Here is a 26502-nt window from a genome sequence, read left to right as displayed (position 1 = left end):
GGCGGTGGTGGTTCATTCGGCCATCGAACCGGGGCTGAGCCGGCCCGGCTATGGCTGGTCATCTCCCGCCTCGCGCCAGGTGCGCCGGATCTCATGCCATGCGCGGATGATTGCCGGCACTTTCCCCAGCACCTCATGAATCTGTGAGAGCGCGATGACGACGGCTCCGAACGCGGCCAGCACGGACAGCACGATGGCATCCCAGTCCATCAGCGGCTCTCCTCGTCACAGGACCCAGCTGCGCCCGGGGCACGGGAAGACGACGCGACGTCCGGGCTGTGCTCAGGCAGAACCCGATCGAGCCATTTGGTGGGAGAACCCAATTCTTCCAGTCTGATCCGCGTGCCGCCCGCGTAGACGCCTGGGCCGTGGCGGAAACGTAGCTGTAGAACACCACTGTTCATGCCGCGGTGCACGAGGTCATACGTGCATTGCAGGGTGTACCTGCTGTCGCCGAGTTCCTGCTCCGGCCTGCAAGAGCAGTGCTGGTGCTCGATGCTGAGAGGCAAACCCCACACGGGGTCCATGAGGCGTCGCAGAAAGACATCGTGTTCGAGCCTGATGCCGCGCACTGTGTCCAGCTCGAAGATCCACTTTTCACCGGTGATCCAGGAGCGTGTTGAGTATGCGGTGCTGGACGTCTGGAAGATGGCGATACGACGCAGCAGTGCTGATCCGAGCCAGTCGAGGCCACGCTCATCCGTCCAGGTCTCCGGGTAATCTCGAATGTGCGCGTCTTCGAAGGTGGTCAGCTTCGGCTGCTGCCAGAGCGGCGGAGCTTCTGCCTTCTCGTATCGGCGCCAGCGTTCATCGAGCTCCTCAGCCCAATCCGTCCCAGGGATGCCACGCAGTACAAGATGGCATTCGCTGTCAGTGAGAGTGAGGTGCAGGTCTGTTCCATCGATGCCGACAACCCGAAGGCCGACGACGCCATTTACTTGCACGCCTGGATCGGCGCTGGGTAGCAGCTTGTCGAGGGCATGGCCGCTCCGGGGGTACGGGATGCCGCTGCCGAACGTGGTGTGGCTGTCGAGGTGCACGACAGCAGACTTGGTTGTGGACTGCATGTGCGAGAGCCCGAGTGGATGAGCCCACCACTGGCCTCCGCCGCAAAGTTTGGCGAACACCTCAGCTTCGAGATGGGCTTGCGACAGCGGTCCGGTATGAATCGGGTGTCGATTGTCTCTGCCGCACATCGCGTTCTTCGCAACGGAGAAGGGCTCGCCCGTGTAGAGCTGCCGTGTCCGCGCGAGCTTCTCGAGCCGCCCACCGCTGGTCATATGCGATCCGTCCCCGGAATACCGTCGCCCCTCGGCATCCGACAACTGTTCTGCACGCCCTGCTTCAGGGCATAAGTGAGCAGTGTGATGCGCTGTGCAGGTGGGGCTATGGCTCCTTGACCCCTGGGTGATCCGGCAACGGGGCGAAGCGGGATCAGGGGCGGCCCCCTGGAGGCCACTGCTGAGTGTGGAGGAGGACGGGCACCAGGCGCAAGTGCAGCATGACAGCAGGCTTTGGTCGTTGCCACGCGGGCGGCCGCGCTCGTTTCAGCGAGTGCATCCGACGCCACCCGCCTCGTTCGCCGCGAGACTCGATGGAGCAAGAAGACCTGGGCGTGTGTTGCCACGCGGCCGTTCGGCCGGATTGGCCATCACGAAGCCAGGGCGGCGAGGTGGGTGGGAGCCGCTTCCGCATTCAGGACTCGCATACGTGCTTGACGAGGGGCGCGCAGGCCAGCGGACAGCGGTTCCATTCGCTCTTCTTCGGTGGCAATTGACGGGCCGTCGGCTCCGTTCGGTGCGTCGGCGGCTGCCCTTGAGAACACGAGACTGGTCACCTTTGAGCGCTTCAGCGAGGTAAGTCCCAACTCCGCCGGGCTCCGCGCCGTCGATGCGCCTATCGAGGTTGTGCCCGATGAATCCGACACCGCAGCGACGGCTGCTGGAAACGGACCAGACCTGAATCTGGACCGTTGATCCGCCGGAGACGCCAAGCCCTCGGCAACGCAGTGAGGGCTGCTTCCCTGACGACCAGGGAAGCAGCCCTCACCAATACCTCTGACGCACTGTCAGGGCCTGCAGGGCCGGTGCGCACGCGATGCACGACAGCCTGGAGAACGAGCGGCACCAATGAGAAACACTAGGCAGTGTTTCCGCAGGTCACGTCACGTTTCCGGGGTTCCGGCCAAGGGCACCCGAGCTCGCGTTCTAGACGTCGAAGTACAGCTCGAACTCGTGCGGGTGCGGGCGCAGCTGGAGCGGGGCGATCTCGTTGGTGCGCTTGTAGTCGATCCACGTCTCGATCAGGTCGGACGTGAAGACGTCACCGGCGAGCAGGAACTCGTGGTCCGCCTCGAGGCGGTCGAGGACGGCCGGGAGCGAGGTCGGGACCTGCGCGACGCCCGCGTGCTCCTCGGGGGCCAGCTCGTAGAGGTCCTTGTCGATCGGCTCGGCCGGCTCGATCTTGTTCTTGATGCCGTCCAGGCCCGCGAGCAGCAGGGCGGAGAACGCCAGGTACGGGTTGCCGGAGGAGTCGGGCGCGCGGAACTCGACGCGCTTGGCCTTCGGGTTGGAGCCCGTGATCGGGATACGCATGGCCGCGGAGCGGTTGCGCTGCGAGTACACCAGGTTGACCGGGGCCTCGAAGCCCGGGACCAGACGGTGGTAGGAGTTCACCGTCGGGTTGGTGAAGGCCAGCAGCGACGGGGCGTGCTTGAGGATGCCGCCGATGTAGTAGCGGGCCATGTCCGACAGACCCGCGTAACCGGCCTCGTCGTAGAACAGCGGGGAACCGCCGGTCCACAGCGACTGGTGGACGTGCATGCCCGAGCCGTTGTCGCCGAAGATCGGCTTCGGCATGAAGGTCGCGGTCTTGCCGTTGCGCCAGGCGACGTTCTTCACGATGTACTTGAAGAGCTGGAGGTCGTCGGCCGCGGCGAGCAGCGTGTTGAACTTGTAGTTGATCTCGGCCTGGCCGGCGGTGCCCACCTCGTGGTGCTGACGCTCGACCTGGAGGCCGGACGCGGCCAGCTCCAGGGAGATCTCCGCACGCAGGTCGGCGAAGTGGTCGACCGGCGGGGTCGGGAAGTAGCCGCCCTTGTAGCGGACCTTGTAACCGCGGTTGTTCTCGATCGCACCGGTGTTCCAGGCGCCGGCCTCGGAGTCGATGTGGTAGAAGGACTCGTTCGCCGAGGTCTGGAAGCGCACGCTGTCGAAGACGTAGAACTCGGCCTCGGGGCCGAAGTACGCGGTGTCGGCGATACCGGTCGACGCCAGGTACGCCTCGGCCTTCTTCGCCACGTTGCGCGGGTCACGGGAGTACTGCTCGCCCGTGATCGGGTCGTGGATGAAGAAGTTGATGTTCAGCGTCTTGTCTCGGCGGAAGGGGTCCACGCGCGAGGTCGACAGGTCGGCGCGCAGCGCCATGTCGGACTCGTGGATGGCCTGGAAGCCGCGGATCGACGAGCCGTCGAAGGCCAGCTCCTCGTCCGGGTCGAACGCCTCGACCGGCAGCGTGAAGTGCTGCATGACGCCCGGCAGGTCGCAGAAGCGGACGTCGACGAACTTGACGTCCTCGTCCGCGATGAACTTCTTGGCCTCGTCGGCGTTCTGGAACATCCAGCTCCTCCTACTCCCGGCCGTCGAGCCGGGGTGGTAGTTCGTTCGTGCGGCCAGTGCGGTGGCACACGCTGTCATCGACCCTAGGGACGGGTGATTTCTCGGGCGTGACCCATTTGTTTCGCACAAGTTAACCGGAGCCTGCCCGGTGTACCCCACCTGTCCGTATCGCGAAACGGGCGCAGTACCGTGGTCGGGTGGACAACAGGGATGCAATCGGCTCGTGGCTCTCGGGCCCCCGCGCAGCCGCTGAGGAAGCCGGTGTCGACTTCGGATACAGGGGTGAGCAGCTCGGTCTGCCGGAGGAAGGGCCGGGCTCGATCGCCCGCCCCGGCCGGCGGCTCGGTGCGCTGGCCGTGGACTGGGGTTTCGGCGTCTTGATCGCATACAGCTTGATCACGGACGGCTACCGTCCGGCGACAAGCAACTGGGCCTTGCTGGTCTTCTTCGTGCTGAGCGTCCTGACGGTCGGCACGGTCGGCTCCACCCCGGGCAAGCGCCTGTTCGGCCTGCGTGTGGTGTCCGTCGAGACCGGCGCGGTCAGCCCCCTGCGCGCCGTGGCGCGCACGATCCTGCTCTGCCTGGCCGTCCCGGCCCTGATCTGGGACCGCGACGGCCGTGGCCTGCACGACCGCCTGGCCCGCACCGTGGAAGTCCGGATCTGAGTCTCCGGTACGGGCCGGCGGGTTCCGCCGGTACGACGAACCGGCGGGTTCCGGTACGACGAAGGGGGCGCCCGGAGTGATCCGGGCGCCCCCTTCGTGACGTGGGGAAGGTGCCTCAGCGGGCCTTGCCGCCGCCCTTCGGCAGGCGCATGCCCTTCGGCATCGGGCCCTTGGGCAGCGGCATGTTGCTCATCAGGTCGCCCATGGCGCGCAGCCGGTCGTTGGTGGCGGTCACCTGCGGGCCGGCCAGGACCCGCGGGTACTTCAGCAGGGTGGTGCGCAGCTTCTTCAGCTCGACCTGGCCCTCGCCCGTACCGACGATCACATCGTGCACCGGCACGTCCGCGACGATGCGGTTCATCTTCTTCTTCTCGGCGGCCAGCAGGCTCTTCACCCGGTTCGGGTTGCCCTCGGCGACCAGGACGATGCCGGCCTTGCCGACGGCCCGGTGCACCACGTCCTGGCTGCGGTTCATCGCCACCGCGGGGGTCGTCGTCCAGCCCCGGCCGATGTTGTCGAGGACGGCCGCGGCAGCGCCCGGCTGGCCCTCCATCTGACCGAAGGCGGCCCGCTCGGCCCGGCGTCCGAACACGATCGCCGTCGCGAGGAAGGCGAGCAGGAAGCCCAGGATTCCCAGGTAGACCGGGTGGCCGATCAGGAATCCGATCGCGAGAAAGACGCCGAAGGTGATGAGGAAGACACCCGCAAGGACAAAACCGATCGTCTTGTCGGCCTTGTGGGTCATCTTGAACGTCAGGGCGATCTGCTTCAGTCGCCCGGGGTTAGCGGCGTCCGCCGCGCTGTCACTTCTCGCCATGCCACGAAGTCTACGTGGCCTCGGAAGCGCCTACGACGGCAGGAGGGGAGGTGTGGGGAGGCGTGGGGAGGGGGTGGGTCAGGGGCGGACGGTGGTGACCGCTTCGAGGACGCGCTGCGCCTCGACCCGGTCCTTGGCGCGACGGCGGTCCTCCAGCACGGAGGTCCAGGCGTTGCGACGGGCGGTGCGCTGGCCGCTGCTCATGAGCAGCGACTCGACGGCGCGCAGTGCGGTGCTGAAGGTCGGGATCGCGGTGGCGCGAACGGGCGCGGCCTGCATGGTGGGTGTCCCCCTCGGACGGCTTCGGGTACGGGGCTGTCTGGTGCACCTGATGTGATACCAGCGTCACTGATTGGTGTTACCAGGGCGTGACCGACCGGTCAAACACGAATGAAGCCTTGATGCGCAGGGCCGAAACGCTGACGCGACCCCGGCGTACGCCCTCATCTGCGAGGACGGCCGGGGCCGCGTCATATCGGTCACTACTGGTGGGTAGCATCTTGTGCGCGAATTCACACAGTCGGCCTGCGGCCGTACGGCGCAAGAGAGCTGACGTTGTGTCAGACGGCCTGTGAGGCGATGAACGCGCCGCGCTTCTCGACGGCCATCTGGTAGAGGCGCCCGGCACGGTAGGAGGACCGTACCAGCGGGCCCGACATCACGCCGGAGAAGCCGATCTGCTCGGCCTCCTCCTTCAGCTCCACGAACTCGTGCGGCTTGACCCAGCGCTCCACCGGGTGGTGGCGCACGGAGGGCCGCAGGTACTGCGTGATGGTGACCAGCTCGCAGCCGGCGTCGTGCAGCTGCCGAAGCGCCTCACTGACCTCCTCGCGGGTCTCGCCCATACCGAGGATCAGGTTCGACTTGGTGACGAGCCCGTAGTCGCGGGCCGCCGTGATGACGTTCAGCGAACGCTCGTAACGGAAGCCCGGGCGGATCCGCTTGAAGATCCGCGGGACGGTCTCGACGTTGTGCGCGAAGACCTCGGGCCGCGAGGAGAAGACCTCCGCCAGCTGCTCCGGCACGGCGTTGAAGTCGGGGGCGAGCAGCTCCACCTTCGTACGCCCGGTCTCGCGCTCGGCGGTCTGCGCGTGGATCTGGCGGACCGTCTCGGCGTACAGCCAGGCCCCGCCGTCCTCCAGGTCGTCGCGGGCGACGCCGGTGATGGTGGCGTAGTTCAGGTCCATCGTGACGACGGACTCACCGACGCGCCGCGGCTCGTCACGGTCCAGCGCCTCGGGCTTGCCGGTGTCGATCTGGCAGAAGTCACAGCGCCGCGTGCACTGGTCGCCGCCGATCAGGAAGGTGGCCTCACGGTCTTCCCAGCACTCGTAGATGTTGGGACAGCCGGCTTCCTGGCACACGGTGTGCAGGCCCTCGCTCTTCACGAGGTTCTGCATCTTGGTGTACTCGGGACCCATTTTCGCCCGGGTCTTGATCCACTCGGGCTTGCGCTCGATGGGGGTCTGGCTGTTGCGGACCTCCAGGCGCAGCATCTTGCGTCCGTCGGGTGCGACTGCGGACACGTCGGCTCCCTGCCTGTCTGCGTAGACTTTCGATTCTTCGGCGTACACCAGGGTACGCCCGTGTTTACCGGGTTCTGCTGTGAGGCCAACCTCAGAGCCGAGGGGCCCATTCCCGGTCAGGCGGTCGCCTTCTCGATCTCCCGCGGCTTCGGTTCCGCGGTCTCGAGCACGTCCTTCAGGTGTCGCTCCACCACCGGCAGCACCTCGTCGATCGTGACGTCCCGGCCCAGCTCGTTCGCCAGCGAGGCGACCCCCGCGTCCCGGATCCCGCACGGGATGATCCGGTCGAACCACTTGTTGTCCGGGTTCACGTTGAGCGCGAAGCCGTGCATCGTGACGCCCTTGGCGACCCGGATCCCGATCGCCGCGATCTTGCGGTCCTCGCGCCGCTGGCCGGCGTTCGACGGGGCGTACTCCGGGCCGTTCAGCCGTGGATCGAACTCCTCGTCGGTGAGCCGGGGATCGAAGTCCAGCGACAGCCCGCCGAGCGACGGGCGCCGCTCCACCGGATCGCCGAGCACCCACACCCCGCTGCGGCCCTCGACCCGGGAGGTCTCGAGGCCGAACTCCGCGCACACCCGGATCAGGGCATCCTCCAGGCGCCGCACGTGGGCGACGACGTCCACCGGCCGCGGCAGCTTCAGGATCGGGTAACCCACCAGCTGTCCAGGCCCGTGCCAGGTGATCTTGCCGCCGCGGTCCACGTCCACGACCGGGGTGCCGTCCAGGGGGCGCTCGTCATCGGCGGTGCGCCGGCCCGCGGTGTACACCGGCGGGTGCTCCAGGAGCAGCACGGTGTCCGGAACCTCGTCGGTGAACCGCGCCGCGTGCACGCGGCGTTGCTCGTCCCACGCCTCCTGGTACACGACGGCGTCCCCGCCGAACCCCATCCGGACGAACCGCAGCTCGCTCACGGCAAGCGCCTCCCTGGAAAGTCGTCAGGCACGTAACGCGCCCAAGCCACTGTACGTCCGCGCGTTCCGCGTCAGCCCCGGGGTCAATCCTCACACGATCGGATGAATGAACGTCGATATGTGCGACCGGCTGCTTACGCTCAGCTACATTCGCGCCGTTCACGAGGCCAAAAGGGCTGCTCACAGCAGCAGGGCACTTCATCCGGGCACGTCAAATGCCCGGCAGGCAGGAGACCGCACCGCAGATGACGGAACGACCCGCGCAGCGCACTCCCAACCGCCAGCTCGCCGCGCTCATCGCAGAAGCGGGCTTCTCCAACGCGGGACTGGCCCGTCGCGTCGATCAGCTCGGCCTCGAACACGGGCTGGATCTCAGATACGACAAGACGTCCGTCACCCGGTGGCTGCGTGGGCAGCAGCCCCGGGGCACCACCCCCGCGCTCATCGCCGAGGTCTTCACCCGGCGCCTGGGCCGTCGCCTCACCGCCCAGGACCTAGGCCTGGACGCCTGCGCCCCCGTCTACGCGGGCCTGGAGTTCGCCGGTACCCCCGAGGAGGCCATCGACATCGTCGGCGGGCTCTGGCGCAAGGACTCCGGCAGCCATGCCGAGCTCCGCAAGATCGCCTTCACCCCGGCGGGGCTCGTCGTGCCGAGCCGTGACTGGCTGATCGGGCGGGCCGACGAGAAGGTCGCCCGCAGCGAGGCGCCCGCCCGGGTGCCCGGACAGAGCCGTTCGGGGCCCCGGCCCGCCGCACCCCAGCAGCCCGCGTCCGCGCCGCCCGTGACGGCGCAGGCCCAGGTGCTGCCGGGTCCGGCGGCCGTCCCCAGGCAGCGCGGCCAGGGCAGTGAGCGGGGCCTCGGCCAGCGGGTCACCAGTGGCGACATCTCCGCGCTCCGCTCGGTCGGCGAGCTCTTCCGCACCCTCGACGACCGGTACGGCGGCGGTCACGCCCGTCAGGCCCTCGTGCGCTACCTGGAGCACGAGTGTGAGCCGATGCTGCGCGGCGCCTACGGCGAGCAGACCGGCCGCCGTCTGTTCGGCGCGGCCGCCGACCTGACCCGCCTCGCGGGCTGGACCTCCTTCGACATCGCCGCGCACGGCCTGGCCCAGCGCTACTTCGTCCAGGCGCTGCGCCTCTCGCAGGCGGCCGGGGACCGGGCGTACGGCTCCTTCGTCCTCGTCACGATGAGCCGCCAGGCCGTCTATCTCGGCCATGGGCGCGAGGCCGTGCAGCTCGCGCGGGTGGCCCAGCAGGGGGTCGGCACGGGCGCCCCGGCCGTCGTGCAGGCGCTGCTGCACTCGGCGGAGGCGCGTGGACACGGGGTGCTCGGCGAGGTGCGTGCCTCCACCGCCGCCCTCGTCCGCGCCGAACGCGCGCTGGAGGCGGCCAAGTCCGGCGACGAGGTGCCGCACTGGGCGCGTTTCTTCGACGAGGCGCAGCTCGCCGACGAGTTCGGGCACTGCCACCGCGACCTCCAGCAGTTCCGGGCAGCCGCCCAGCACGCCGAACGCTCCCTCCAGCTGCGTCCCGCCGCGCACGCCCGCAGCCGGCTGTTCTGCCGGGTCGTCCTCGCCTCCGCCCGGCTCGGTCTCGGCGAACTCGACCAGGCCTGCCAGCTGGCCGCGGAGGCCGCCGGGCAGGCGGCGGAGATGCGGTCCGTCCGTGCGCTGGAGTACGTCCGGGACTTCGAGCGCCGACTGGAGCCGTACAAGGACGCGGCCCCGGCCCGCACCTACCGCGACAAGGTGGCGGCCCTGGCCTGATCCCCACCCCCGGGGCTCCGCCCCCGGACCCCCGGCCGTCGCCGGACCCCCGGCCGTCGGTGGAAGGGCGACGGCCGGGCACTTCAGCCCGTCCGGCGTTTGAGGACGAGGCCCCGTCAGGGCCGAAGCGGGGGGTCTGGGGGCGGCAGCCCACAGGGACGCGGACAGGGCCGGTCACGCCGCCGCCTGCTCCTCGCGGGCCGTCGGGCGCGGGTCGGCCAGGTGCAGCGAGCCGGCGGCGCCCAGATCGGAGACGATCGCCGACGCGGCCCGGTGCGCCGAGTGCAGCGCGCCCTGCACGGTGCTGGTGTCCCGATGGTCGCCGCACACGTACAGGCCCGCCAGCAACCGCACCGCCCGCCGCAGATCGTGCGGCGCCCGCATCGCCGGCACGGCCTCGGCGGTGTGGTGCACGGCCAGCGTCTCCCAGCGCGCGGTCGAGGTGCCGTACAGCCGGGACAGATGCATGCGTACGGCGGTGTCGACGCCCGGCGGCGGTGTGCCGAGGACCGTGGACGAGATCAGCGCACGTCCCGCGGGCGCGCGGCCGGGGTCGACCCGGCTGACCACGGCCGTGTGCGCGACCGGCCCGCCCCGGTCGGCGTCGAGGAGCAGTGACGCGCCGGTCCCGGGCGGGTCGTCCGTCGTGTGGTGGACGACCGTCACCGGATGGAAGTCGGGCACCCGCAGCCCGGGCAGCAGCTCCGCCGCGGTGCGCGCGTCGGTGGCCACCAGCACGGCGCGGCAGCGGAACTCACCGTGCTCGGCGGTGGTCACCGAGGTCGTGGAGACGGAGGTGACCCGCACCCCGGTGTGCACGGTGCCCGGCGGCAGCGTCCGGGCGAGCAGCTCGGGCAGCACCTCGGCCCCGCCCTCCGGCAGCGACAGCCGGCCGGCCGCGAAGGCCCGCAGCGCGAGGTCCGCGCACCGGCTGGAGGTCGTGAGGTCGGGATCGCAGAGCAGCGCGGCGAGCAGCGGACGCAGGAAGCCGTCGATCGTGCGGGCGGGCAGACCACGGGCCGCGAGGGCCTGGGCGGCCGGCGACTCCGGGCGGCGCATCAGCCGTTCGGCGGGGGTGACCGCGAGCCGGGTGAGCGCCGCGCCCAGCCGGGCCTGGTCCACGGCGGTGCCCAGCGGCGCCCCCGCCCGGACCCTGGGTGGCGGCGCCGGCCGTACCCGCGCGGTCGGGGAGCCGCCGGCGCGCGGCCTGGGCACTCCGCCCGGCCGGGGAACGGTCGCCAGGGCGCGTACGGCGTGCAGTGCGCCCCTTGCGCTCCCCGCGCCCGCCTGCGCGCCCGCGCGGTGATGGCGCCCGTCGCTGTGCAGCAGGACCCCCGGCGCGAACGGACGCAGGACGAGCGCGTCCAGCCCCGGTGTCAGGTGCAGTTCCGGATACGCCGTGGACAGCAGCTGCCCGATGCGGTCGAGCCGGAACCCGTCGACCTTCTCCGTCGACATGCGGCCGCCCACGTAAGGGGCGGCCTCCAGGACTACGGTCGTTACTCCTGAGCTGGCCAGCCGGTGCGCGGCGGAGAGTCCGGCGACACCGGCTCCCACCACGACGACGTCTGCCTGGTACGCGGGCTCAAGCACGTGCCCCTCCTCGAGGTTGCGCGGCCGGTGGAGACGTCATGCCCCCAACAGCCGTCCCGGATACCCGAGTTCGGGTCGAGGTTAGGGCTGTGATCGGTCATGAACAGTCGCGCATGGACAGGGCACGGTCGCACGGCGGTCGCATACGGTCACGAGAAGGATCAGGCTGCCCGGATGGCGTCCTCGATCCCGGGGAACGCGAAGGTGAACCCGGACTCCAGCAGTCGCTTCGGCACCACCCGTGCGCTGCCCAGCACGTCCCCGGCCATCTCGCCGAGCACCGAGCGCAGCACCGGCGCCGGCACCGCGAACAGCGTCGGCCGGTGCAGCACCCGCCCCATCGCCTCGGTGATCTCCCGGTTCGTCAGCGGCTCGGGCGCGGTCAGGTTGAACGGTCCCGACAGGTCGTCCCGGTCGAGCAGATGCCGGATCGCCGCCACCTCGTCGTGCAGCGCGATGTACGACCAGTACTGCCGGCCGTCGCCCATCCGCCCCCCGAGCCCCGCCGCGAAGAGGGGGAACAGCTTGCCCCAGGCCCCGCCGCCGCGCGCCACGACCAGCCCGGTCCGGGTGAAGACGGTACGGACGCCCGCCTCCTGGGCGGGGCCCGCGGCCGCCTCCCACTCCACGCACAGCTCCGGCAGGAAGCCGCTCCCGGCGGGCGAGTCCTCGTCCACGACCCGCTCGCCCGTCTCGCCGTACAGACCCATCGCGCTGCCGTTCACGAACACCCGCGGCCGTTCGTCGAGCGAGGCCACGGCCTTCGCGAGCGCCGTCGTACCGTGCACCCTGCTGTCGTGGATCCGCTTCTTGTACGCCTCGCTCCAGCGCCGGTCGCCGACCCCCGCCCCGGCCAGATTGACCACGGCGTCGCACCCGGCGAGCCCGGCCGTGTCCACCTGCCCCCGTTCCGGGTCCCAGCGCACCTCGTCCGCGCCCCGGGGCGCATGGCGCACGAGGCGTACCACCCGATGCCCGTCCGCGGTCAGGGACCGCACCAGGGCGCTGCCGATCAGGCCGGAGGCGCCGGCCACCGCGATTCGCTCACGTTCCATGCCGCCATCCTGCCCGGTGGCCCGATAAAACCCCGGTCTGGGCGCCGTCTCCCCGCCATAGGGTGACGGCCATGCCCGAACCTTCCGCACCCCGCATCCGCACCGCACGGTCCGCCGACGCCGAGGCGCTGGCCCTCGTCGACCGTCTGACCTGGTCCCCGCTGCACGCGGTCATGCCCGAGCCGGAGCCGCCGTACACCCCCTTCTTCGACGAGCGCCACGTCCCCGAGGACTATCTGGTCGCCGAACTGGACGACCGTGTCATCGGCTACGTCCGCCTCGCCCTGCCCACCCCGCTCGCCTGCAACGCGCACGTGCGGCAGATACAGGGCCTCGCCGTCCTCGACGAGGGCCGCGGCCGGGGCGTCGGACGGGCGCTGATCCGCGCCGCCCTCGAGGAGGCCCGCCGACAGGGCGCCCGTCGGATCACCCTGCGGGTCCTCGGCCACAACACCCCGGCCCGGGGGCTCTACGCGTCCGAGGGGTTCGTCGTGGAGGGCGTCCTGCCGGAGGAGTTCCTGCTGGCCGGGGAGTATGTGGACGACGTGTTCATGGGGCGCCCGCTGTAGAGCGCCGCGCCGGAGTGCCGCGCGGGGCTCAGGAGGTCGCCAGCTTTCCGGTGTCCACCGCCTGCGTCGCCTTCGCCGCCCGCTCGGCGTCGCCGGCCACCTCGGCCGCCGTGAGCACGTACCCCGTCTCGTCGTCGGAGGTGGAGCGGGCGAAGACGACGCCGTAGACCCGGCCCGCGGTGGTCAGCAGCGGGCCGCCGGAGTTGCCGGGGCGGACGGTGGAGCGGATCGAGTAGATCTCCCGGGTGACGATCTCGTCGTTGTAGATGTTCCGGCCGGTGGCCTTCACCCGGTTCGCGACCGTCGCCGCCTGGAGGTTCAGGTCGCCGTCCTGCGGATAGCCGGCGACGACCGCCGAGTCCCCGCGCGAGGCGTCGTCGTCGAAGCTCAGGACCGGCGCCCTCAGGTCCGGCACGTAGAGCACGGCCACGTCCTTGTCGGGGTCGAAGAGCACCACACGCGCGTCGTACGACCGGCCCACGCCGCCGATCCGGACGGTCGGGTCGTCGATGCCCGCCACCACGTGCGCGTTGGTCATCACATGCTCGCTCGCGTACACGAAGCCGCTGCCCTCGCGGCCCTGGTCGCCCGAGACTCCCTCGATCTTCACCGTGCTCAGCTTGGCCGCCTCGGTCGCGCTCGGCGTGACGCTGTCGCCGGTGGGCTTGGCGACCTCGGCCGTCGACTCGTTCTCGAACGGGTTGAAGACCTGCGGGAAACCCGCCTGGGTCAGCGCGGAGGTGGCCCGCGAGAACCAGGTGGGCGTGGTGTCCGGCATGGCGTCCTGCACGGCTCCCAGCAGCCGGGAGTCCCGTATGGACGACGTGACCACGGGGGACGAGGACGCGCCCAGCACGCTCGCCGCCACCCACGCCACGATGAGCACCGCCACCGCGTTCGCCGCCGCCCCGCCGACCCCGTCGGCCACTCTGAGCGGTCCGCGGTCCAGCTCCCGCCGCAGCCGCAGCGCCAGGCGCCCCGCCAGCTCGTGCCCGGCCACCGCGGGGAGGAGGACCGTGACCACCGCCGTCACCGTCGCCGCCGTGGTGCCCGGTGTCACCAGGTCCATCAGCCACGGCAGGACCCACACGCCGATCACCGCGCCGCCCACGAACCCGGCGAGCGAGACACAGCCGGCCACCAGTCCACGCCGGTAGCCGGAGCCGGCGTAGGCCAGGATCACCAGCACCAGCAGGATGTCGAGCAGGTCCACACGGCCGCCTTTCTCTTGGAACCCCTGGTCGGTGAGTACGTGCGGGAAGGGCCCAGTGATCAGCTACCCGTCGATCACCCGCGCGCGACCCACCGAACCGGCCACGCGTGCGTGCTACCCCGGAAAACGTCGTGGACCGGGACGATGGTTCCACCAGGTGGCACAGCACACATCGCGGACGGACCGGAACCGGTCGACAGTGGCCTTATGTGTGCCCTCCGACCGGCCGCCCGCGGCGCGCGGGGAACGCGAGGACGGCGCCCGGCGCGGATACCGGGCCCGCTCCTCGTGCTCCTGGGCTGCCTGCCCGGACTCGCCGCCATGGCCGCCCTGGGGCTGTGCGCCGGTGGCGTCGACGACGCCACCACGGCCGCTTCGGGCCCCCGCTCGCCCGCCGCCCGGCCCGCCGCCGTCCACCCGGCGGTCCGGCCGCCCGTCGTGCCCCGCGCCGCCTGGCTGGACGACCTCGCCCGGCACGCGCAGCCGCCCCCGCGCTACGACGACAAGGTCGTCGCCGTCTTCGTGCACCACACCGACTCGCCCAACGGCTACGCCTGCGCCGACGCGCCCCGGATCATCCGCTACCTGTACGCGGGCCAGATCGGTGCCCGGGACTGGGACGACATCGGCTACAACTTCCTCGTCGACCGCTGCGGCACGATCTACGAGGGCCGCGCGGGCGGCGTCGACCGGCCCGTCACCGGCGCCCACACCCAGGGCTTCAACCACCGGACGGCCGGTATCGCCGCACTCGGCACGTTCACCGCCGGGGTGCCGGTGCCGCAGGCGATGGTCGACGCGATCGCCGCCCTGACCGCCTGGAAGCTCGGGCTGTCCGACATCGACCCGCGCGCGGACGTCCGGCTCACCTCCAGCAACAGCCGCAGCCGGTACGCCGCGGGCAACACCGCCACCCTCCCCGCTCTGGCCGGCCACAAGGACGGTTACATGACCAGCTGCCCCGGCGCCGCCCTCACCGCGCGTCTGCCGGAGATCCGTGAAACGGCGGCCCGGCTCCAGGGCAGAACGTCCGTCCGGGCCGCCCGGAGTCTCACAGGAACGCCTTAGGCGGCGTTCAGGGTTCTCCCATTCCCGCGTCCTACGGTCATGTACAACACAGACCGACTGGAGGCGGGGATCATGAACAGCAGTCGTAACCGGTCCGCGGGGAACACGGGAGACGCGGCGATCACGGGAAACCCGGCGTACACGGGAAGCGCGGGAGTCACGGGCGGCGCCGGCACCACGGAGCGGAGCCCCGTCTGGGCGAAGGCCGCCCGCAGCCCCTGGACCGTGCTCTGCGCCGTCGCCGCGGTCGTCCTGGGCCCGGCCGCGACCACCGCCTCCGCCCTGGAGCAGGCCAACAAGGCGCCGATGCACCACGCGGTGCGGGTCGATCAGTCGCAGGCGTACATCCCGACGGACAGCACCCGCCGCAGGCTCGCCGTGTGACCGCCGGCGGGGGTCACTCCTTGAAGCGCTGCCACAGCCGGGGATACCGCTCGGCCAGCGCGCCCTCGTTCTCGAAGGCGACCGGTGTGCCCTCGGGTTCGGCGGGCGCGGGCGGAATGCCCAGGTCCGGGGCGACGGTCCCGGTGAGCTGCTCGTAGGCCTCGTCGGCCGCGTAGCCGAGTTCCTCGGCGTCCCCGTCGATCTCCTCGTCGAAGTCGTCCAGCAGATCGGCGAGCGAGTCCGGGTCGCCGTGCAGGGCGCCCTCGAAGACCTCGCGGCCCTGTCCGATCAGCCAGCACCGGAAGAAGTCGAAGGCGTCGTCGCTGGCCCCGTCCAGCAGCAGCCAGGCAGCGCCCCACAGGTCCCAGCGGTAGGCGCGGTTGTAGCGGGACTCGAAGTGCCGGGCGAAGTCGAGCACGGAATCCGGGTCCAGCCGGAGCAGCCGCTCCACGAGCTGGTCGGCCTGCTCCTCGGGATCGCCCTCGGCGGCCTCGCGGGAGGCGTCCACCAGCTCCCAGAACTCCGTCTCGTCCATCACGCGTCCAGCATCGTGCCTCGCAGTGCGCCACGCACCCGGAGTGCCGGGGATTCCGGCGGGATCCTCACCCTTCCCGGCGCCCGTAGAGCTCGGTCAGCCGTATCGCGTCCGCGGTGAACCGCTCCCGCAGTGTGGCCGGGGAGAGCACCTCGGCCTCCGGTCCCAGCGCCGAGAGCTGCGTGTGGGCCACCTGCTCCGACTCGACCCGCAGGGTGACCGTCACCCAGCCCGTCCCGTCCGGTTCCGGGACACCCGCCAGCGCGTCCCGGGCGGCCACCGGATCCACGGCGTACGGCAGGTTGCGCACGCCCGTCGAGGAGAGCCGCAGGACCACCTCGGCCCGCAGGATCGACCGCGCGAACCGCTCGGCCTGCTCGCCCCAGAACCCGGGCAGATCGAAGCCCTCATCCCTGCTGAAACGATCCTTCATGACGTCGACACCGACGAACCGGTCGATGCGGTAGGTCCGGAACGCCCCCGCTCCCGTCCCGGTCCTCCCGGTCCCGGTCCCCGTCGTCCCCGCCCCGCAGACCCGGGCGCACAGGTACCAGACCCCTGCCTTGAGCACGAGCCCGTACGGCTCCAGCTCCCGCACCACCTCGCTCTCCCCGCGCCGGTAGCGGGCACTCACGCACCGGTCGTCCCACACCGCGTCCGCGACCGCCGGCAGCAGGGCAGGCGCCGCAGGCTCCCGGAACCAGGCGGGCGCGTCCAGATGGAACCGCTGCGCCGCCGTACGCGGGGCGTCCCGCAGGGAGGGCAGCAGAGCCGCGGACACCTTCAGCCGTGCGGCCGACGCGATGTCCTCGAGACCCATCTCCCGCAGCGCCCCCGGCACCCCGCTCAGGAACAGCGCCTCGGCCTCACCGCGCCCCAGCCCCGTCAGCCGCGTCCGGTAGCCCCCGACGAGCCGGTAGCCCCCCGCCCGCCCGCGCTCCGCGTACACCGGCACGCCCGCCTCGGACAGCGCCTGCGCGTCCCGTGTGACGGTCCGCTCCGACACCTCCAGTTCGCGGGCCAGCTCGGACGCGGTCATGGTGGGCCGGGACTGGAGAAGGAGCACCATCTTGATGAGGCGGGCAGCACGCATGGGGACATGATGAGGGGCGCTTCGCCGGCGGGGCGGCCCGGGTGCGAAAAAGCCGGCTCGCGGCAGCGTCGGATCGGACGCGCCCGCCGAGGGACGCGGGAACCGTGCGGCCGCCCACAGAATCCGCGCCGCCCGAGCCTGCGGCCGTGCCGCCCGCGTCCACGGCCCACAGCCGTGCCGCCACCGCCGTCGTACGGCCCCAGGACGGTGAAGGGGGTCCGGCGGCATCAGCCGCCGGACCCCCTTCACCGTTGAACCCGAGCGGGCCTACAGCCCGTAACGCTCGCGCGCTTCCTTCACCGCGGTCGCCTTGACCTCGCCCCGCCGGGCGAGCTGGGCCAGGGCCGCGACGACGATCGACTCGGCGTCGACGCCGAAGTGGCGGCGGGCCGCCGCACGGGTGTCGGAGAGGCCGAAACCGTCCGCGCCCAGCGAGGACCAGTCCTGCTCGACCCACTGCGCGATCTGGTCCGGGACCTGGCGCATGTAGTCGGAGACCGCGAGGACCGGGCCCTCGGCGCCCTGGAGGGCCCGACGGACGTACGGCTGGCGCTCCTCGCCGCGAAGGAGGGCCGCGTCGGCCTCCAGCGCGTCGCGGCGCAGCTCGGTCCAGGAGGTCGCGGACCACACGTCGGAGGCCACACCCCACTCCTCGGCGAGCAGCCGCTGCGCCTTCAGGACCCAGTGGATCGCCGTGCCGGAGCCCAGGAGCTGGATGCGCGGGGCGTTGGCCGCAGCCACCTCCACGCCCGCCGACTCCGCCGTGTTGAAGCGGTACAGGCCCTTGAGGATGCCCTCGTCGACACCGGGCGCGGACGGCTTGGCCGGCTGCGGCATCGGCTCGTTGTAGACGGTCAGGTAGTAGAAGACGTTCGGGTCCTCGCCCGGGGCCGCCTCGCCGTACATCCGGCGCAGACCGTCCTTGACGACCGTCGCGATCTCGTAGGCGAACGCCGGGTCGTAGCTGAGGGCGGCCGGGTTGGTCGCGGCGATGACCGGGGAGTGGCCGTCGGCGTGCTGGAGGCCCTCGCCCGTCAGGGTCGTACGGCCGGCCGTGGCGCCGACGAGGAAGCCGCGGCCGAGCTGGTCGCCGAGCTGCCACATCTGGTCGGCCGTGCGCTGCCAGCCGAACATCGAGTAGAAGATGTAGAACGGGATCATCGCCTCACCGTGCGTGGAGTACGCGGTGGACGCGGCGATGAAGTCGGCCATCGAACCGGCCTCGGTGATCCCCTCGTTGAGGATCTGGCCGTTCTTGGCCTCCTTGTAGTACATCAGCTGGTCGCGGTCGACCGGCTCGTACGTCTGGCCCTTGGGGGAGTAGATCCCGAGCGACGGGAACAGGCTCTCCATGCCGAAGGTGCGCGCCTCGTCCGGGACGATCGGCACCCAGCGCCTGCCGGTCTCCTTGTCGCGGACCAGGTCCTTGACCAGCCGGACGAAGGCCATGGTGGTGGCCACGTTCTGGGTGCCGGAGCCCTTGTCGAAGGAGGCGAACGTCTTGTCGGCGGGGGCCGGCAGCGGGGCCAGGGCGTGCGTACGGCGGGCCGGGGCCGGGCCGCCGAGGGCCGCGCGGCGCTCCTGGAGGTAGCGGACCTCGGGGGAGTCGGCGCCCGGGTGGCCGTAGGGGACCACGCCGTCGACGAACTGACTGTCCGAGATCGGCAGCTCGAGCAGGTCGCGCATCGCCTTGAACTCGTCCACCGAGAGCTTCTTCATCTGGTGGTTGGCGTTCTTCGACGCGAAGCCCTCGCCGAGGGTGTGGCCCTTGACCGTCTGGGCCAGGATGACCGTCGGGGCGCCCTTGAACTCCACCGCCGCCTTGTAGGCCGCGAACACCTTGCGCGCCTCGTGACCACCGCGGGAGAGGTGGAAACACTCGAGGATCTTGTCGTCGCTCAGCAGCTTCGCCAGCTCGGCGAGCGCCGGGTCCTTGCCGAAGAAGTCCTCGCGGATGTAGGCCGCGCCACGCGTCTGGTACGTCTGCACCTGGGCGTCCGGTACCTCACGCAGCCGGCGGACGAGCGCGCCCGTGGTGTCGAGCTGGAACAGCTCGTCCCAGGCGGAGCCCCACAGCGACTTGATCACGTTCCAGCCCGCGCCGCGGAACTGGGCCTCCAGCTCCTGCACGATCTTGAAGTTCGCGCGGACCGGGCCGTCGAGGCGCTGGAGGTTGCAGTTGATGACGAAGGTCAGGTTGTCCAGACCCTCGCGGGAGGCGAGAGCGAGTGCCGCCGTCGACTCGGGCTCGTCCATCTCGCCGTCACCGAGGAACGCCCACACGTGGGACGCGGAGACGTCCTTGATGCCGCGGTTGGTGAGATAGCGGTTGAAGCGCGCCTGGTAGATGGCGGAGAGCGGGCCGAGGCCCATCGACACCGTCGGGAACTCCCACAGCCAGGGCAGGCGCCGCGGGTGCGGGTACGACGGCAGGCCGTCGCCGCCCGCCTCCTGGCGGAAGTTGTCGAGGTGCTGCTCGGTCAGCCGGCCGTCGAGGAAGGCGCGGGCGTAGATACCGGGGGAGGCGTGGCCCTGGATGTAGAGCTGGTCGCCCGAGCCGTCCGCCTCCTTGCCCTTGAAGAAGTGGTTGAAGCCGGTCTCGTAGAGCCAGGCGGCGGAGGCGAAGGTGGCGATGTGGCCGCCGACGCCGTGTTTGCTGCCCCGGGTCACCATCGCGGCCGCGTTCCAGCGGTTCCACGCGGTGATCCTCCGCTCCATCTCCTCGTCACCGGGCGCGGACGGCTCGGCGGCGGTGGGGATGGTGTTGACGTAGTCCGTCTCGAGCAGCTTGGGCAGCGCGATGCCGTTGCCCTCGGCACGCTCCAGCGTGCGGCGCATCAGGTATGCGGCACGGTGCGGCCCGGCCGCCTTGGCGACCGCGTCCAGGGAGGCCTGCCATTCGGCGGTCTCCTCCGGGTCCCGGTCGGGGAGCTGGTCGAGCGCGCTCGGCTGGATGGCCTGGGGGTCGGTCATGTCGCCGCCTTCCTCAGTCGAAGGGGGTTCCCTGTGAGGGTGTTCCTGGGGTGCCCTTGGTCTTTGGCAGGACAGGGCGTGGGCTTCGACGCGATGCCATGGGTGACTTCGGCCGCGGCCCGTCGGCGACTGTAACCCCCTGATCGATGATCGATCAAAGGGTTGAAGGGCAAAACCTCTCGATTGCGAGAAAGTAGGCACGGGGTGCCTTTCGGGCAGGCACCCCGTGCCGCGTCAGTTCGGGGTTTTCGCAGGTCGGAGGCCACGTATGAGCGCGTGTACGCTCCACTGAAACCGGAGCGTCCCGCTAGGTCGTGTCCGCGAAGCAGCGCCGTCCGCCCGGTGGGCAGGGCTCGCGGCGTCCGGTGCGTGCGACCGCACGGCGGAGGGTCGCCCTCGTACCGGGTGTACGTGTGCGGTCCCGACGACGCGGCTGGGGGTGCCCCCTCCGGGGGAGTGCGTGCCGGACGTCGCGAGCCGGGCGGGACTCTGCGGACACGGCCTAGGCCCGGGGAGCACACCCGAGGACATGTGCCTTCACCAGCTCGGCGATCCTCGGGTCCCGCCGCCGGAACGCCTGGACGAGCTCCTCGTGCTCCTCCGCGTACGACTGCTGCACGGTCCCCAGCCAGCGGATCGACAGCGCCGTGAACACCTCGATGCCGAGGCCCTCCCAGGTGTGCAGCAGCACCGAGTTGCCGGCCGCCCGGACCAGCTCCCGGTGGAAACCGACCGTGTGCCGCACCTGGCCCGTGCCGTCCGCGTCGCGGTCCGCCTCGTACAGCGCGGCGACGTGCGGTTCGAGGGCCGAGCAGTCCTCCGCGAGCCGCTGCGCGGCCAGCTCCGCCGCGATCGCCTCCAGGCCGGCCCGGACGGGGTAACTCTCCTCCAGGTCCGCGGCCGTGAGGTTGCGCACCCGCACGCCCTTGTTCGGCGCGGACTCGATCAACCGCAGCGACTCCAGCTCGCGCAGCGCCTCCCGCACCGGCGTCTGGCTGACCTCCAGCTCGGTCGCGATCCGGCGCTCCACGATCCGCTCGCCCGGCTTCCAGCGCCCGCTGACGATCCCCTCCACGATGTGCTCGCGGATCTGTTCGCGCAGCGAGTGGACGACGGGCGCGGTCATGAGGGCTCCTTTGAGGAGGGGCCGCACGGGCCCCCGGGGGCGTTTGACGTTTAGACAATACGGCCGGGGGCCCGCGGAGGAGAGGCGCACGGGGGCGCTTTCAAGCAGGTGAGACGAGACTTACACGCCCACACGGGGGCTCGGCTGTAAAGACCAGTACCGGACAGGTCCCGGCGCCGGAGGGGTTCGAAGCCGTGCTCCCTGTCGTGCTCCCGGCCGTGCGCGGACCCGGCAGACGGAAGCCCCCGCCCGGAGAGTTCCGGACGGGGGCACCCGCTGTCGAGCCCTGGGGGTCAGAGGCCGAGTTCGACCTCGAACTCGCCGGCCTCCAGGATCGCCTTGACCGCGGTCAGGTAACGGGCCGCGTCGGCGCCGTCGACCAGACGGTGGTCGTAGGACAGGGTCAGGTACGTCATGTCGCGGACGCCGATGACCGTGCCCTCCTCCGTCTCGATGACGGCCGGACGCTTGACCGTGGCACCGATGCCGAGGATCGCGACCTGGTTCGGCGGCACGATGATCGTGTCGAACAGCGCGCCGCGCGAGCCGGTGTTGCTGATGGTGAAGGTCGCGCCGGACAGCTCGTCCGGGGTGATCTTGTTCGCGCGGACCTTGCCCGCCAGGTCGGCCGTGGCCTTGGCGATGCCGGCGATGTTCAGGTCGCCCGCGTGCTTGATGACCGGGGTCATCAGGCCCTTCTCGGAGTCCACCGCGATACCGATGCTCTCGGTGTCGAAGTAGGTGATCGTGCCCTCGTCCACGTTGATCCGGGCGTTGACGGCCGGGTGGGCCTTCAGCGCCTGGGCCGCCGCCTTCACGAAGAACGGCATCGGGGAGAGCTTGACGCCCTCACGGGCCGCGAAGGAGTCCTTCGCCTGCGCGCGGAGCTTCATCAGCCGGGTGATGTCGACCTCGACGACCGAGGACAGCTGCGCCTGCTCGTGCAGCGCCTTGACCATGTTGTCGCCGATGACCTTGCGGATGCGGGGCATCTTGACGGTCTGGCCACGCAGCGGGGAGACCTCGAGCGCCGGAGCCTTCTTCGCGGCGCCCGCGGCAGGCGCGGCGGCGGCCGGAGCCGGAGCGGCGGCGGCGGCCTTCGCGGCCTCGGCGGCGGCGAGGACGTCCTGCTTGCGGATACGACCGCCGACGCCGGTGCCCTTGACGGCGGCCAGGTCGACGCCGTTCTCGGCGGCGAGCTTGCGCACCAGCGGGGTCACGTAGGCGCCGTCGTCACCCGCGGGAGCGGCGGGCGCGGCCGGGGCGACCGGAGCCGGGGCGACCGGCGCGGGGGCCGGTGCGGCCGGAGCCGGAGCGGCGGCGACCGGGGCGGGCGCCGGTGCGGCGGGCGCCGGGGCCGGGGCAGCCGGAGCCGGGGCAGCCGGGGCAGCGGCGGCGGGCGCCGGGGCCGGGGCAGCGGCGGCCGGGGCAGCCGCGGCGGGGGCCGGGGCAGCGGCCGGAGCCGCGCCCGGGGCGCCGATGACGGCGAGCTTGGCGCCGACCTCGGCGGTCTCGTCCTCGCCGACCGTGATCTCGAGCAGCACACCGGAGACGGGCGCCGGGATCTCGGTGTCGACCTTGTCGGTCGAGACCTCGAGCAGCGGCTCGTCCTCCGTGACCTCCTCGCCGACCTGCTTCAGCCAGCGGGTGACGGTGCCCTCGGTGACGGACTCGCCGAGCGCGGGCAGGACGACGTCCGTGCCCTCGGCGGAGCCGCCGCCGGTGGCGGCCTCGGCGGTGGGAGCGGGGGCCGGGGCCGCCTGCTCGGTGGACGGCGCGGCAGCGGCCGGCTCCGGTGCGGGCTCGGCGACCGGCTCGGCGGCCGGAGCCGGAGCGGCGGCGGGAGCGCCGGTGCCGTCGTCGATGACGGCGAGCTCGGCACCGACCTCGACCGTCTCGTCCTCGGCGACCTTGATGGAGGCCAGGATGCCGGCGGCGGGGGAGGGGATCTCGGTGTCGACCTTGTCGGTCGAGACCTCGAGCAGGGGCTCGTCGGCCTCGACGCGCTCACCCTCGGCCTTCAGCCAGCGGGTGACAGTGCCCTCGGTGACGCTCTCGCCGAGCGCCGGAAGGGTTACGGAAACCGCCATGGTTTCGGTTGCTCCTTACGAATTGCGGAAGTCGGAGTTCATCGCGGAGTCGCTTCGTCGACCGAGGGTCAGTCGTGCGAGTGCAGCGGCTTGCCCGCCAGGGCCAGGTGGGCCTCGCCGAGCGCCTCGTTCTGCGTCGGGTGGGCGTGGATGAGCTGCGCGACCTCGGCGGGCAGCGCCTCCCAGTTGTAGATCAGCTGGGCTTCGCCGACCTGCTCGCCCATGCGGTCGCCGACCATGTGGACGCCGACCACGGCACCGTCCTTCACCTGGACGAGCTTGATCTCGCCCGCGGTGTTGAGGATCTTGCTCTTGCCGTTGCCCGCGAGGTTGTACTTCAGAGCGACGACCTTGTCCGCGCCGTAGATCTCCTTGGCCTTGGCCTCGGTGATGCCCACGGAGGCGACCTCGGGGTGGCAGTACGTCACCCGGGGGACACCGTCGTAGTCGATCGGGACGACCTTCTGGCCGGCCAGGCGCTCCGCCACCAGCATGCCCTCGGCGAAGCCGACGTGCGCGAGCTGGAGGGTCGGGACCAGGTCGCCGACGGCGGAGACGGTCGGGACGTTGGTGCGCATGTACTCGTCGACCAGGACGTAGCCGCGGTCCGTGGCGATGCCCTGCTCCTCGTAGCCGAGACCGGCGGAGACGGGCCCGCGGCCCACCGCGACCAGCAGGACCTCGGCCTCGAACTCCTTGCCGTCGGCCAGCGTGACCTTGACGCCGTCCGCCGTGTACTCGGCCTTGGAGAAGAAGGTGCCCAGGTTGAACTTGATGCCGCGCTTGCGGAACGCGCGCTCAAGAAGCTTGGAGGAGTTCTCGTCCTCGACCGGGACGAGGTGCTTCAGGCCCTCGATCACCGTCACGTCGGAGCCGAAGGACTTCCACGCCGAGGCGAACTCGACGCCGATGACGCCGCCGCCCAGGATGATGGCGGACTTCGGCACACGGTCCAGGACGAGGGCGTGGTCCGAGGAGATGATCCGGTCGCCGTCGATCTCCAGGCCCGGCAGCGACTTCGGCACGGAGCCGGTCGCGAGCAGTACGTGGCGGCCCTGGACGCGCCGGCCGTTCACGTCGACGGAGGTCGGGGAGGACAGGCGGCCCTCACCCTCGATGTACGTCACCTTGCGGGAGGCGATCAGCCCCTGAAGGCCCTTGTACAGCCCGGAGATGACACCGTCCTTGTACTTGTGGACGGCGGGGACGTCGATGCCCTCGAAGGTGGCCTTGACGCCGAACTGCTCGCTCTCGCGGGCCTGGTCGGCGATCTCGCCGGCGTGCAGCAGGGCCTTGGTGGGGATGCAACCCCGGTGCAGGCAGGTGCCGCCGACCTTGTCCTTCTCGATCAGGGCGACGTCCAGGCCCAGCTGCGCCCCGCGCAGGGCCGCGGCGTAACCGCCACTACCACCGCCGAGGATCACTAGGTCGAAAACGGTGCTGGCGTCGTTCGCCACGTCACGTCCTCCATGCATGTGCGCCGTGCGCCGGTCGTCGCTGACCGCCGGCGGCTGGTGTCCGGCCGCTCTTTCTTCGGCCCTGTGGTGGGGGCCCTGTCCTGCCGAGGCCCATCTTCGCACTTGCGGGAGACGAACGAGACGCGGGGCCGGGGTGTGAGACACCCCACGCTCACTTGTGACATGGGGGACCGGCCCCGCCCAGGGGCGCGGGGAACCGCGCGACCGGCCACATTCTGCCCGCACCCGCCACATGACGGACGGACCCGAGTGACCAGGCGCACAGTCCCCTTCTCCCGGAGCGACTAGCCCAGGTCGCCGGAGGCGGTCAGCTCGGCCAGCCGCACCAGCGTCCGCACGGCGGTGCCGGTACCACCCTTGGGCGTGTACCCGAAGGGCCCGCCCTCGTTGAACGCCGGCCCGGCGATGTCCAGGTGCGCCCAGGTGATCCCCTCGCCCACGAACTCGCGCAGGAAGAGACCGGCCACCAGCCCGCCGCCCATCCGCTCACCCATGTTGGCGATGTCCGCGACGCTGGAGTCCATGCCCTTGCGCAGGTGCTCCGGCAGCGGCATCGGCCACGCCGGCTCACCGACCTCCTCGGCGGCCTCGTGCAGCGCGGAGCGGAACGCGTCGTCGTTCGCCATGATCCCGAAGGTCCGGCTGCCCAGCGCCAGCATCATCGCGCCGGTCAGGGTCGCGACGTCGACGATCGCGTCCGGCTTCTCCGCGGAGGCCGCCCACAGCGCGTCCGCGAGGACCAGCCGGCCCTCGGCGTCGGTGTTGAGGACCTCGACGGTCTTGCCGCTGTACATGCGCAGCACGTCACCCGGGCGGGTGGCGGAGCCGGACGGCATGTTCTCGGCCAGCGCCAGCCACCCGGTGACGTTCACCTCGAGCCCGAGCCGCGCGGCGGCGACGACCGCGGCGAAGACCGCCGCAGCACCGCTCATGTCGCACTTCATCGTCTCGTTGTGCCCGGCCGGCTTCAGCGAGATGCCGCCCGAGTCGTAGGTGATGCCCTTGCCGACGAAGGCCAGGTTCTTCTTGGCCTTGGAGGACGTGTAGGACAGCTTCACCAGGCGCGGGGCCGACGCCGAGCCGGAGCCGACGCCGAGGATGCCGCCGTAGCCGCCCTTGGCGAGGGCCTTCTCGTCGAGCACCTGCACCTTGATGCCGTGCTCCTTGGCCGCCGTCTGGGCGAGAGCGGCGAACGCCTCGGGGTCGAGGTCGTTCGGCGGCATGTTGATCAGGTCGCGGGCGCGGTTGAGCTCCTCGCCGACGGCGGCGGCACGCAGCAGCGCGGCCTTGTGGGCGGCGTCGCGCGGCTTCCCGCCGAGCAGGGCGGCCTCGGCGAGCGGCGCCTTGCCGTTCTTGGCCTTGGCGTCGTCGCCGTTGTGCTTGTACGCGTCGAAGGAGTACGCGCCGAGCACCACGCCCTCGCCGATCGCGCCGATGTCGGCGGCGTCGGTCACCGGCAGGGCGAAGACGGCCTTCTTGGCGCCGGTGAGGGTGCGGGCGGCCGCACCGGCCGCCTTGCGCAGCGCCTCGGGGTCGAAGCCGGCGTCCTTCTCGGGCTCCTGGCCGAGCCCCACCGCGAGCACGAGCGGTGCCTTGAAACCGGCCGGCGCGGGCAGCTTGGTCAGCTCGCCCTCGGCCCCGGAGGCACCGAGGGTTTCCAGGATGCCGGCGAGCCGGCCGTCGTAGGCCTTGTCGACGGCTTCGGCGCCTGGGGCAACGATCGGGCCTTTCGCGCCCTTGGCGACACCGATCACGATCGCGTCGGCCCGGAGGCCGGGCGCCGCGGCGGTGCTGAGAGTGAGAGCAGTCACGGTGGTGAAATCTCGCTTCCGATGTGGAGTTGCGGTGGCCGGAGTGTGTGGGTCGACCGGGCCCGACAGCCGACCCTAGATCCGGGTCGTGGGTGCGGTCGTATCCGGGGGTGTGCCTCACCGGCGCGGCGAACCGGCGTGGCGGATCCCGGAATGAGCGTACGCGTGCGTGTGCGGTCGCTCATGCACGCGCGTGTTCACCTGTCGGT

Annotated in this window: 22 protein-coding genes; 5 read left to right on the top strand and 17 right to left on the bottom strand. The window is 71.2% G+C overall.

What is annotated here, in order from left to right; all coding sequences use genetic code 11:
* Positions 1-48: 48 nt before the first annotated feature.
* From OG736_RS13425 to glnA, 3 genes are all read right to left on the bottom strand, one after another.
* A complete protein-coding gene (locus OG736_RS13425; protein ID WP_327182634.1) occupies positions 49-210 on the bottom strand; it encodes a hypothetical protein in 162 nt (53 codons plus the stop codon).
* Complete coding sequence (locus OG736_RS13420; RefSeq protein WP_327182633.1) at positions 210-1280, bottom strand: hypothetical protein; 1071 nt, start codon at positions 1278-1280, stop codon at positions 210-212. Before OG736_RS13420 ends, OG736_RS13425 begins: the two co-directional genes overlap by 1 nt.
* Positions 1281-2207: 927 nt before the next feature.
* A complete protein-coding gene (gene glnA, locus OG736_RS13415) occupies positions 2208-3617 on the bottom strand; it encodes a type I glutamate--ammonia ligase (RefSeq protein ID WP_054237964.1) in 1410 nt (469 codons plus the stop codon).
* Between the two features lie 197 nt (positions 3618-3814).
* On the opposite strand from glnA, the gene OG736_RS13410 reads away from it, so the two are divergent.
* A complete protein-coding gene (locus OG736_RS13410) occupies positions 3815-4282 on the top strand; it encodes an RDD family protein (protein WP_327182632.1) in 468 nt (155 codons plus the stop codon).
* A gap of 115 nt (positions 4283-4397) precedes the next feature.
* On the opposite strand, the gene OG736_RS13405 is transcribed toward OG736_RS13410, so the two are convergent.
* From OG736_RS13405 to lipB, 4 genes are all read right to left on the bottom strand, one after another.
* Complete coding sequence (locus OG736_RS13405) at positions 4398-5099, bottom strand: DUF4191 domain-containing protein (protein ID WP_028806309.1); 702 nt, start codon at positions 5097-5099, stop codon at positions 4398-4400.
* Positions 5100-5177: 78 nt separating this feature from the next.
* The gene (locus OG736_RS13400) at positions 5178-5378 is read right to left on the bottom strand and encodes an SCO2195 family GlnR-regulated protein (protein WP_314224016.1); all 201 of its coding nucleotides are present in this window, start codon (positions 5376-5378) and stop codon (positions 5178-5180) included.
* Between the two features lie 281 nt (positions 5379-5659).
* Positions 5660-6625, bottom strand: coding sequence for a lipoyl synthase (lipA, locus tag OG736_RS13395; protein ID WP_327182631.1), 966 nt, complete (start codon positions 6623-6625; stop codon positions 5660-5662).
* Positions 6626-6741: 116 nt separating this feature from the next.
* Complete coding sequence (gene lipB / locus OG736_RS13390) at positions 6742-7539, bottom strand: lipoyl(octanoyl) transferase LipB (protein ID WP_054237959.1); 798 nt, start codon at positions 7537-7539, stop codon at positions 6742-6744.
* A gap of 245 nt (positions 7540-7784) precedes the next feature.
* On the opposite strand from lipB, the gene OG736_RS13385 reads away from it, so the two are divergent.
* On the top strand, positions 7785-9305 hold the full coding sequence (locus OG736_RS13385) for an NsdA family TPR-like regulatory protein (protein WP_327182630.1): 1521 nt from the start codon (positions 7785-7787) through the stop codon (positions 9303-9305).
* A 174-nt stretch (positions 9306-9479) separates the two neighbouring features.
* Here OG736_RS13385 and OG736_RS13380 read toward each other — a convergent pair whose 3' ends face one another.
* Positions 9480-10898, bottom strand: a complete 1419-nt coding sequence (locus OG736_RS13380; protein WP_327182629.1) for an NAD(P)/FAD-dependent oxidoreductase — start codon at positions 10896-10898, stop codon at positions 9480-9482.
* Positions 10899-11059: 161 nt separating this feature from the next.
* Positions 11060-11953, bottom strand: a complete 894-nt coding sequence (locus tag OG736_RS13375) for a TIGR01777 family oxidoreductase (RefSeq protein ID WP_327182628.1) — start codon at positions 11951-11953, stop codon at positions 11060-11062.
* 71 nt (positions 11954-12024) lie between these two features.
* Between OG736_RS13375 and OG736_RS13370 the strand changes: the two genes are divergently transcribed.
* Positions 12025-12522 (top strand): GNAT family N-acetyltransferase, encoded by a 498-nt coding sequence (locus OG736_RS13370; RefSeq protein WP_327182627.1) that lies wholly within the window; start codon positions 12025-12027, stop codon positions 12520-12522.
* A 28-nt stretch (positions 12523-12550) separates the two neighbouring features.
* Here the strand turns inward: OG736_RS13370 and OG736_RS13365 are convergent, their stop codons facing one another.
* A complete protein-coding gene (locus tag OG736_RS13365; protein WP_327182626.1) occupies positions 12551-13735 on the bottom strand; it encodes a MarP family serine protease in 1185 nt (394 codons plus the stop codon).
* A 207-nt stretch (positions 13736-13942) separates the two neighbouring features.
* Between OG736_RS13365 and OG736_RS13360 the strand changes: the two genes are divergently transcribed.
* Positions 13943-14803, top strand: coding sequence for a peptidoglycan recognition protein family protein (locus OG736_RS13360; RefSeq protein ID WP_442817030.1), 861 nt, complete (start codon positions 13943-13945; stop codon positions 14801-14803).
* Between the two features lie 72 nt (positions 14804-14875).
* Positions 14876-15187: a hypothetical protein gene (locus OG736_RS13355; RefSeq protein ID WP_327187885.1), complete on the top strand. Its 312-nt coding sequence runs from the start codon at positions 14876-14878 to the stop codon at positions 15185-15187.
* 13 nt (positions 15188-15200) lie between these two features.
* Here the strand turns inward: OG736_RS13355 and OG736_RS13350 are convergent, their stop codons facing one another.
* From OG736_RS13350 to OG736_RS13320, 7 genes are all read right to left on the bottom strand, one after another.
* Positions 15201-15722, bottom strand: a complete 522-nt coding sequence (locus tag OG736_RS13350; protein ID WP_020126698.1) for a DUF4240 domain-containing protein — start codon at positions 15720-15722, stop codon at positions 15201-15203.
* Between the two features lie 67 nt (positions 15723-15789).
* Positions 15790-16815 (bottom strand): helix-turn-helix transcriptional regulator, encoded by a 1026-nt coding sequence (locus OG736_RS13345; protein WP_327182625.1) that lies wholly within the window; start codon positions 16813-16815, stop codon positions 15790-15792.
* Positions 16816-17082: 267 nt separating this feature from the next.
* The gene (gene aceE, locus OG736_RS13340; RefSeq protein ID WP_327182624.1) at positions 17083-19788 is read right to left on the bottom strand and encodes a pyruvate dehydrogenase (acetyl-transferring), homodimeric type; all 2706 of its coding nucleotides are present in this window, start codon (positions 19786-19788) and stop codon (positions 17083-17085) included.
* Positions 19789-20290: 502 nt separating this feature from the next.
* On the bottom strand, positions 20291-20914 hold the full coding sequence (locus OG736_RS13335; protein WP_020130030.1) for a GntR family transcriptional regulator: 624 nt from the start codon (positions 20912-20914) through the stop codon (positions 20291-20293).
* Positions 20915-21207: 293 nt separating this feature from the next.
* A complete protein-coding gene (gene sucB / locus OG736_RS13330) occupies positions 21208-23004 on the bottom strand; it encodes a 2-oxoglutarate dehydrogenase, E2 component, dihydrolipoamide succinyltransferase (protein WP_327182623.1) in 1797 nt (598 codons plus the stop codon).
* Positions 23005-23072: 68 nt separating this feature from the next.
* Positions 23073-24461 carry a dihydrolipoyl dehydrogenase gene (lpdA, locus tag OG736_RS13325; RefSeq protein WP_327182622.1) on the bottom strand — a complete coding sequence of 463 codons (1389 nt, stop codon included), beginning with the start codon at positions 24459-24461 and terminating at the stop codon, positions 23073-23075.
* Positions 24462-24766: 305 nt separating this feature from the next.
* Positions 24767-26293, bottom strand: a complete 1527-nt coding sequence (locus OG736_RS13320; RefSeq protein WP_327182621.1) for a leucyl aminopeptidase — start codon at positions 26291-26293, stop codon at positions 24767-24769.
* Between the last annotated feature and the right edge of the window lie 209 nt (positions 26294-26502).

The sequence above is a fragment of the Streptomyces sp. NBC_01334 genome, assembly GCF_035983595.1.
Classification (GTDB): domain Bacteria; phylum Actinomycetota; class Actinomycetes; order Streptomycetales; family Streptomycetaceae; genus Streptomyces; species Streptomyces coriariae.
Note: the sequence above shows the minus strand (reverse complement) of the source record. Positions and strands in the feature narration are given on the sequence as shown.